Consider the following 7,851-nt stretch of genomic DNA (forward strand, 5'->3'; position numbering starts at 1 on the left):
GTGAGGGCGGGGGTGTCGGTGAGGGGCGTATAGGGGTTGGCCATGTCCCACTCCCGGGTGGTGTCCTGGGCGGCTCTTTTCAGCTTACTTCGGAGTAAGGTTACCGTAGGTAAGGCCAAGTGGGGCGAGCCGGACGGCCCATGGCGGGCGCATGGCCGACGCATCGGCGGCGCAGGGCCGGCACATGGCCGACAAAACGCTGCGAACCCGCCGAGGTTGCACAGGCCCGGCCCCGTACCACCCCCGAAACCGCACCAAGTCCCCACGAGAGGCCCGTACGATCTGCGACCTGACCCGAGGTAACACCCTGCCCCGGGCCCGGATGAACGCCCCGGTACGTGCCATGCGTACCTAATGCAGCAGAGCGGTACAAGCTGCACGCCTCAGGAGCTGCCATGTCCCTCGCCTACCCGTCCGGCTACGACTACGACGGCACGCCCGTACTCGTGGAGCCCGAGATACGGCGGCTGGACGGCGTGGTCCGCGAGGTCTCCGTACCGCCGCTGGTGCCGCCGGCCACGCACGGCTCGCTCGCCGACGTGCCGTTCGAGAACGCGGCCGCGGCCCCCGACCACCTGGTCCTCAGCAGGCAGGCGGAGGACGGGAGTTGGGCCGACGTCACGGCGGCCGAGTTCGCCGAGCAGGTGCAGGCCGTGGCCAAGGGACTGATCGCGGAGGGCCTCGCGCCGGGCGACCGGATCGCGGTCATGGCGCGCACGTCGTACGAGTGGACGCTCCTCGACTTCGCGGCGTGGGCGGCCGGTCTGGTCACCGTCCCCATCTACCCGACCTCCTCCCTCTTCCAGATCCGCTGGATCCTCCAGGACACCGGCGCGGTGGCGATGGCCGCCGAGACGGTCGCGCAGGCCTCGGCGCTCGGCCCGGAGACACCCCGGCTGCCCGACCTGCGCCACATGTGGGTCTTCGAGAAGGGCCACCTGGACCGGCTGGCCGAACTGGGCCGGACCGTCCCGGACCAGGAAGTCGCCGTACGGCGTGGGGTGTTGCTGCCCGACACGCTCGCCACCGTCATCTACACCTCGGGCACCACCGGCCGCCCCAAGGGCTGCGCGATCACCCACGGCAACTTCCTCGCCGAGGTCGACAACGCGATCGAACTCCTCTACGGCGTCTTCAAGAACAAGGCGAACGAAGAGCCCTCCACGCTCCTCTTCCTCCCCTACTCCCATGTCTTCGGCCGGATGGTCGCTGTCGCCTGCATCCGCGCCCGGGTCCGCCTCGGCCACGCCGCGAGCCTCAAGTCCGAGGACCTGCTGGCGGATCTGGCGAGCTTCCAGCCCACCTTCCTGCTGGCCATCCCGTACATGCTGGAGAAGGTCTTCAACAACGCCCGGGCGAAGGCGGAGAAGGGCGGCCGGGGCAAGGTCTTCGACCGCGCGACCAATGCGGCCGTCCGCTACGGCGAGGCCCTGGAGACCCGCCAGTCCGGCAAGGGCTCCGGCCCGAGCGGCCCGCTGAGAACCGCCCGCGCCTTCTACGACCCGCTCGTCTACCGCAAGATCCGCAACGCCCTCGGCGGCAAGCTCCGTTACGTCATCTGCGGCGGCTCCCCCCTGGGCCGCCGCCTCGCCGCGTTCTACGCCGGCGCGGGCATCGAGATCTTCGAGGGCTACGGCCTGACGGAGACCACGGCCGCGGCCACCTGCACGCCGCCCCTCAAACCCCGGCTGGGGACGGTGGGTTGGCCCATGCCCGGCACCAAGGTCCGGATCGCCTCCGACGGCGAGATCCTGCTCGCCGGCGGCCAGGTCTTCCGCGGCTACTGGGACCCGCACGGCGAGGGGGTCGTCCCCGCCTCCCAGGACGGCTGGCTCGCCACCGGCGACATCGGCCATCTCGACGACGAGGGCTACCTCACCATCACCGGCCGCAAGAAGGAGATCCTGATCACCGCGGGCGGCAAGAACGTGGCCCCGGCCCCGCTGGAGAACTGGCTGCGCGCCCACCCCCTGATCGGCCAGTGCATCGTCGTCGGCGACCGCCGCCCCTACGTCGCCGCCCTCATCACCCTCGACCTCGACGGCATCACCCACTGGCGCCAGATGAACGGCAAGCATCCGGTCCCCGCCGAACTCCTCGTCGAGGACGAGGAGTTGAGAGCGGTCCTGCAACGAGCCGTCGACGACGCCAACAAGCTGGTCTCCCGGCCCGAGTCCATCCGCCGCTTCAGCGTCCTCCCGGTGGACTTCACCGAGGCGGCGGGACATCTGACGCCGTCGATGAAGCTGCGGCGCGAGGTCGTCATGCGGGACTTCGCCAAGGACATCGAGGCGCTGTACGACGTGCGGCCGTGAACAGGAACGCGGACCATGCCTCGGGGGAGACGGTGAGGTGGGTGGAGGCGGGGGTTTTGGAGTCGCGGATGTGGATGGTGTGGGGGCAGGCGGCGACTTCTACGCATTGGCCGCCTTCGCCGTCGCTGTAGCTCGACTTGCGCCAGGCGTAAGCGACTTCGAGGCATTGGCCGCCTTCGCCGCTGCTGTAGCTCGACTTGAACCAGCTCAACTGCTCTATGTTCATCGTTGTTCCAGCATCTTCTCGATCAGGTCCAGGGACTCCTGCGGGTTGAGCGCCTGCGCCCGGATGATCCCATAGCGGGCGGCGAGGATGCGCACCTCTTCTCGGTCGATGATCAGGCGCGGGTACCCCTGGATCTCCGTGTAAGCCACCTGCTCCCTTTTCTTCGGGATCAACAGAGTGAACGAACCGCCCAGGCTGGGGTGCACGTCGCGTCCGGTCGGCATCACCTGAAGCTGCACGTTCCGCATGCCCCCGATGCGCAGCAACTGACGCAACTGGTCCGCGTGCACCCGGGGTCCGCCGATCGGCCGTTCCAGCACAGCCTGTTCCACCACGAAGCTGCACTCCGGAGCTGGCCACCGCTCGAAGAACTGCTGCCGCGAGAGCCGGTCCGTGACCCGCTTCTCGATCGTCGCCTCGTCCAGTGGCGGCTGCCGCTGGGTGAACACGGCCCGCGAGTACTCCTCGGTCTGGAGTAGCCCGAGCACGCCCATCGTGCTGTAGTCGTACAGCGAAACCGCCTCCGCCTCCAGCACCGCATAACTCCGATACCACTCCGGATGCCGCGTCCGCGCCCGCGTCATCGCCTCCTTGACCTCGGGGATCGCCTCCTTCAACAACCCACCCGCACCGAAGAGTTCGTCCCCCTTCTCCAGCACCTCGGGCCGCGGCACCCGCACACCCCGCTCCATCGCCGAGATCGCGTCGGGCCCGTACCCCACGTGCTGCCCGAACTCCTTCTGCGTCATCCCGGCGCGCTCCCGCAGGATCCGCAACTGCTTCCCGAGCGCCGTGAACAACCCCGTCGTCCCGTCGGCCTCCGCCGGTGTCTCCGGCCTCTGCTCGCTCACCCCGGTCACCTCCCTTCGTCACGGCCGACAAGCCGACACCTCGCCGTACGAACCCGTACAGCTACCCGGAGTCGCCGGATCGACCCTGGTCAGCGTAGAGACAACCCGCCACGCTCAGTGACGTGAACGCAGAAATCTCCACCCCCGCAGACGTCTCCGCCCCGTCCGCCGAACTGGCCCAGCGGCTCAGCGCGACACCCCGAGGCGCCCGCCTCGCCCGCCGCCTCACCGGGCAACAACTCGCCACCTGGGGCTACCCGCACGACGGCGACCCGAACGACACCGCCCAGCACCTCGTCGCCGAACTCGCCGCGAACGCCGTCACCCACGGCAGAGTCCCGGGCCGTGACTTCGAACTCCGCCTCCGGCTGCTCCCGGAGGACACCCTGCGTATCGAGGTGAGCGACGCGCGCGGCGACCGCGGACCCCGTGACGTCAAAGACCCGGACGGCGAGGGAGGGCGGGGGCTGATCCTCGTCACCCTCCTTGCGGACACCTGGGGCGTCACCGAGCGGGGCGTGGGAAAGACGGTCTGGGCCGAACTCGCCCTCGGGCGACCGGCAGGGCCGTGTCCGGTTTGAGGGAGTCTCGGTTATTGACTTCACAAGACCCCCGCGCGACATTCCCAGCCCATTTCCCGTCGGGCTGGAGCGGCCATGACCCCGAGCACGGACGACGCACATGTGGAACTCCCGCGCAGAAGAAGCGTGTTGGCCGGTGGTGCGGTCGCCGCGCTCGCCGTCGCCGGAGTCCCCTCCTCGGCCCACGCGGCCGACCTTCCCCTCCTCGGCACCTACGACGTCGTGGTGATCGGGTCCGGCGCGGCCGGGATGACCGCCGCGCTGACCGCCGCCAAACAGGGCCTGAGCTGTGTCGTGGTCGAGAAGGCGCCGACCTTCGGGGGCTCGGCGGCCCGTTCGGGCGCCGGGATCTGGATCCCGAACAACCCGGTGATCCTGGCCGCCGGAGTCCCCGACACCCCTGCCAAGGCGGCCACTTACCTCGCGGCCGTCGTCGGCGCAGACGTCCCCGCCGACCGCCAGCAGTCCTTCCTCGCCCACGGCCCCGCCATGATCTCCTTCGTCATGGCCAACAGCCCGCTGCGCTTCCGCTGGATGGAGGGATACAGCGACTACTACCCGGAGTTGCCGGGCGGACTGCCCAACGGCCGTTCCATAGAACCCGATCAGCTCGACGGCAACATCCTCGGCGCCGAACTCGCCCACCTCAACCCGCCGTACCTGGCCGTCCCGGCCGGCATGGTCGTCTTCAGCGCCGACTACAAGTGGCTCGACCTGGCCGCCGTGAACGTCAAGGGCGCCGCCGTGGCGACCCAGTGCCTGGCCCGGGGCACACAGGCGGCCCTGCTCGGGCAGAAGCCGCTCACCATGGGGCAGTCCCTCGCCGCCGGACTGCGCGCGGGACTCCAGTCGGCGCAGGTGCCGGTATGGCTCAACACCCCTTTGACCGACCTGTACTTGGAGGCCGGGGCGGTCACCGGAGCCGTCGTCACCCGCGACGGGACCGCCGGACTGGTCCGCGCCCGGCGCGGGGTCGTGGTCGGCTCCGGCGGCTTCGAGCACAACGCGGCCATGCGCGCCCAGTACCAGCGCCAGCCCATCGGCACGGACTGGACCGTCGGCGCGAAGGAGAACACCGGCGACGGCATCCAGGCCGGGCAGAGGGCGGGCGCCTCGCTCGCGCTGATGGACGACGCCTGGTGGGGCCCGGCCATCCCGCTCCCCGCCGACCCGTACTTCTGCCTCGCCGAACGCACCCTCCCCGGCGGCCTGTTGATCAACCAGGCCGGTTCCCGCTTCGTCAACGAGGCCGCCCCCTACAGCGACGTCGTCCACACGATGTACGACCGCAATCCCGCCGCCCCCGACATCCCGGCCTGGCTGATCGTCGACCAGAACTACCGCAACCGTTACCTCTTCAGGGACATCCTGCCGACGTTCGCCTTCCCCGACGACTGGTATAGCTCGGGCGCGGCGTACAAGGCGTGGACGTGGGACGCCCTGGCTTCGTCGATCGGCGTCCCGGGGGCAGCCCTCCGCTCCACCGTCAGCCGCTTCAACTCCCTTGCGGCGAACGGCAAGGACACCGACTTCGGACGCGGCGACAGCGCCTACGACCACTACTACACGGACCCCGCGATCCTCCCCAACTCCTGCCTCGCCCCGCTCTGGCTGCCCCCGTACTACGCCCTCCGCATCGTCCCCGGTGATCTCGGCACCAAGGGCGGCATGCGCACGGACGCACGGGCGCGGGTGCTGCGGGCGGACGGTTCGGTGATCCCCGGTCTGTACGCGGCGGGCAACGCCAGCGCGGCGGTGATGGGGCACAGCTACGCGGGCGCGGGCTCGACGATCGGTCCGGCGATGACGTTCGGGTATGTGGCGGCGCTCGATCTGGCGGGGGCGCTGTAGCGGTCGTGGGGCTGCCGGCCCGGCCTGGTCATCACCCTGGTCATCACCGGGTCAAGTGATGACCAGGCTGCGCCCAAGCGGCCGTATGCATTGCGCATGCAACGTGCTCGTAGGGCCGACATAGCGGGATTTGAGCCCTCGGTCGGTGGCTACTGTGATGGCGCGAACACGTCCACAGCGACGATCACGACCTACGGGGATGAGGAGACGGCGGTGGGGGAGCCGAACCGTTCACGCCTGCTTGAGTACGCGCAGGGGCCGGCGGCAGCGGAGGTGCCGGAGCTGCGCCGGTCGAGCTTGCTCGACTACGCGGAGGCGACACCGCCACCGGGGCCTTCGGCGGACGGGCGGCCGGGGCCCCGGCCCGGGGTGCCGCCGTACGAGACGGCCGTCTTCGTGCCCGCGCATCCCCGGTATGTCGACGCGGTGGACGACGACGGGCGGGCGGTCCGGGTGCCGTTCGTCGTCTACGAACTCTTCGAGCATCCCGCGCGGCACACCGCGGCCTATGCCTTCACCACGGTGGAGAAGCTGGTGGCCGCGTTCGGCCAGGCCCAGCCGTGGGTGCTCACCTCGATCGGGCCGCTGGCCGAGGCGCTGGGGGAGCGGGGCGGCACCGTCGTCCTCGACCCGAAGGTGGAGCAGGGGCGGCACAACTGGCGGCCGGCCGACGTGGCCGCCTACGCGCGGGAGGTGCGCTGATGTCGGCCGACTTCAAGGCGGTGCTGAGCGACCTCACCTCGATGGCCACGACCTTCCGCGACCAGGCCACCGACTACCGCAAACTGCACCCCCAGGTCTCCCCGCCCGTGGTGAGCGGCGGTGACGTCGGCCTCGACGACGCCATCGAGGAGGTCGCCCACCTCATCCTCGGCCTGCACGTCCTCTTCGCCGACCGGCTCGACGAACACGGCGACAAGGTCGCGTACGCACGTGACTCGTTCCACCGGCACGACGTCGACGTCCACGGGGTGTTCGAGGATCTGATGGTGGGGGACGGCTGATGGGTGACAGCTGGATCGGCGGTGACATCGGCGGACTGCACACGATGGCCACCACGTACAAGAACGCCAAGAACCAACTCGACGACGTCGTACGGCCGGTGACCAATGCCGTCGAGTCGCTCGTCGACGACGCCGGGTGGAAGGGCGACGCGGCGGAGGAGTTCCGCGCGAAGTGGAGTGAGGACGCGCTGACGGCCGGTGCCTTCGCCAGCCTGGTGTTCGAGGCCGGGGACATCCTCGGCACCCTCGCCGACGCGCTTTCCGCCTGCGAGACGGCACTGCAGAACGCGGAGCACGTCGCCACGGGCAAGGGCGTGTCCATGGGCGACAAGGGCGTCCCGCTGCCCATGGTCACGGCGAACCCACCCGGCGCGGCCGACCAGAAGGCCATCTCCGCGATGACCGAGTACGACACGGTCCGCAAGCAGGTCGAGCACACCGCCCAGCACGCCCGGCTGGTCGCCGCGGACAAGCTGCGCGGTCTGTACGCCCAGGTCACGGCCCCGGTGTCGACCGGCGACAAGATCACCATCGCGGACGCGCTCCGCGGGCTGTACGCCTACGACGCGGAGGACGCGCGAGCCGGCGGCAAGAAGGCGCGCACCGAACTCGACAACGCGAAGGCCGCGGAGCAGACGGCGAAGAAGGAACTCCGCGCGGAACGCAAGGCGTACCAGAAAGCCGGCCGCTCCCTCCCCAAAGACCTCCCCGCCAAGGGCGCCTACCGCGACGCCGTCATGCGGGTCGACTCCCTGGAGGAGTCCATCGCCCGCGCCGACGTCGGCAGCAGCAAGCTCCCGTACGACCGGCTCCTGAACGTCAAACTCGCGGACGCGGCGGACGCGTTGCGGCTGGGCAAGGGGCTCGAGGCACTTCCCGAGTTCCTCAAGGAGGTCCCGGTCATCGATGTCGCCGCGGCTGCGGCGTGCGGGGTGGTGGAGGCCAAGGACGACCATGACAAGGGGTGGTCCTGGCAGCACTCGGTGACGGTGGATGTCGGGGTGGCCGTGGGGGGTGTGGCGG

The 7,851-nt window shown here is 70.1% G+C and carries 8 protein-coding genes; 6 read left to right on the plus strand and 2 right to left on the minus strand.

Features of this window, described 5'->3' with window-relative positions; all coding sequences use genetic code 11:
- Positions 1-395: 395 nt before the first annotated feature.
- A complete protein-coding gene (locus tag JHN45_RS48380; protein ID WP_201055822.1) occupies positions 396-2,315 on the plus strand; it encodes a long-chain fatty acid--CoA ligase in 1,920 nt (639 codons plus the stop codon).
- Here JHN45_RS48380 and JHN45_RS48385 read toward each other — a convergent pair.
- On the minus strand, positions 2,263-2,541 hold the full coding sequence (locus JHN45_RS48385; protein WP_201055824.1) for a DUF397 domain-containing protein: 279 nt from the start codon (positions 2,539-2,541) through the stop codon (positions 2,263-2,265). The two genes, JHN45_RS48380 and JHN45_RS48385, sit on opposite strands and share 53 nt — an antisense overlap.
- A complete protein-coding gene (locus JHN45_RS48390) occupies positions 2,538-3,392 on the minus strand; it encodes a helix-turn-helix transcriptional regulator (RefSeq protein WP_307783413.1) in 855 nt (284 codons plus the stop codon). Before JHN45_RS48390 ends, JHN45_RS48385 begins: the two co-directional genes overlap by 4 nt.
- Positions 3,393-3,514: 122 nt before the next feature.
- On the opposite strand from JHN45_RS48390, the gene JHN45_RS48395 reads away from it, so the two are divergent.
- The 5 genes from JHN45_RS48395 to JHN45_RS48415 form a co-directional block, all read left to right on the plus strand.
- The gene (locus tag JHN45_RS48395; RefSeq protein WP_201055826.1) at positions 3,515-3,973 is read left to right on the plus strand and encodes an ATP-binding protein; all 459 of its coding nucleotides are present in this window, start codon (positions 3,515-3,517) and stop codon (positions 3,971-3,973) included.
- A 75-nt stretch (positions 3,974-4,048) separates the two neighbouring features.
- Positions 4,049-5,824 carry a 3-oxosteroid 1-dehydrogenase gene (gene kstD / locus JHN45_RS48400; protein WP_201055833.1) on the plus strand — a complete coding sequence of 592 codons (1,776 nt, stop codon included), beginning with the start codon at positions 4,049-4,051 and terminating at the stop codon, positions 5,822-5,824.
- A gap of 213 nt (positions 5,825-6,037) precedes the next feature.
- On the plus strand, positions 6,038-6,526 hold the full coding sequence (locus JHN45_RS48405) for a hypothetical protein (RefSeq protein ID WP_307783415.1): 489 nt from the start codon (positions 6,038-6,040) through the stop codon (positions 6,524-6,526).
- Complete coding sequence (locus JHN45_RS48410; RefSeq protein ID WP_201055834.1) at positions 6,526-6,828, plus strand: DUF6317 family protein; 303 nt, start codon at positions 6,526-6,528, stop codon at positions 6,826-6,828. The genes JHN45_RS48405 and JHN45_RS48410 overlap by 1 nt, the downstream gene beginning before the upstream one ends.
- The coding region (locus tag JHN45_RS48415; protein ID WP_201055835.1) for a WXG100 family type VII secretion target at positions 6,828-7,851 on the plus strand (1,024 nt) is incomplete at its 3' end. The genes JHN45_RS48410 and JHN45_RS48415, both read left to right, overlap by 1 nt.

The sequence above is a fragment of the Streptomyces sp. MBT53 genome (assembly GCF_016654115.1).
In the GTDB taxonomy this organism is placed as follows: Bacteria; Actinomycetota; Actinomycetes; order Streptomycetales; family Streptomycetaceae; genus Streptomyces.

Coding starts and splice junctions, on each gene's coding strand:
- JHN45_RS48380 (WP_201055822.1), top strand. CDS start 396: ATGTCCCTCGCCTACCCGTCCGGCTACGACTACGACGGCACGCCCGTA.
- JHN45_RS48385 (WP_201055824.1), bottom strand. CDS start 2,541: ATGAACATAGAGCAGTTGAGCTGGTTCAAGTCGAGCTACAGCAGCGGC.
- kstD (WP_201055833.1), top strand. CDS start 4,049: ATGACCCCGAGCACGGACGACGCACATGTGGAACTCCCGCGCAGAAGA.
- JHN45_RS48410 (WP_201055834.1), top strand. CDS start 6,526: ATGTCGGCCGACTTCAAGGCGGTGCTGAGCGACCTCACCTCGATGGCC.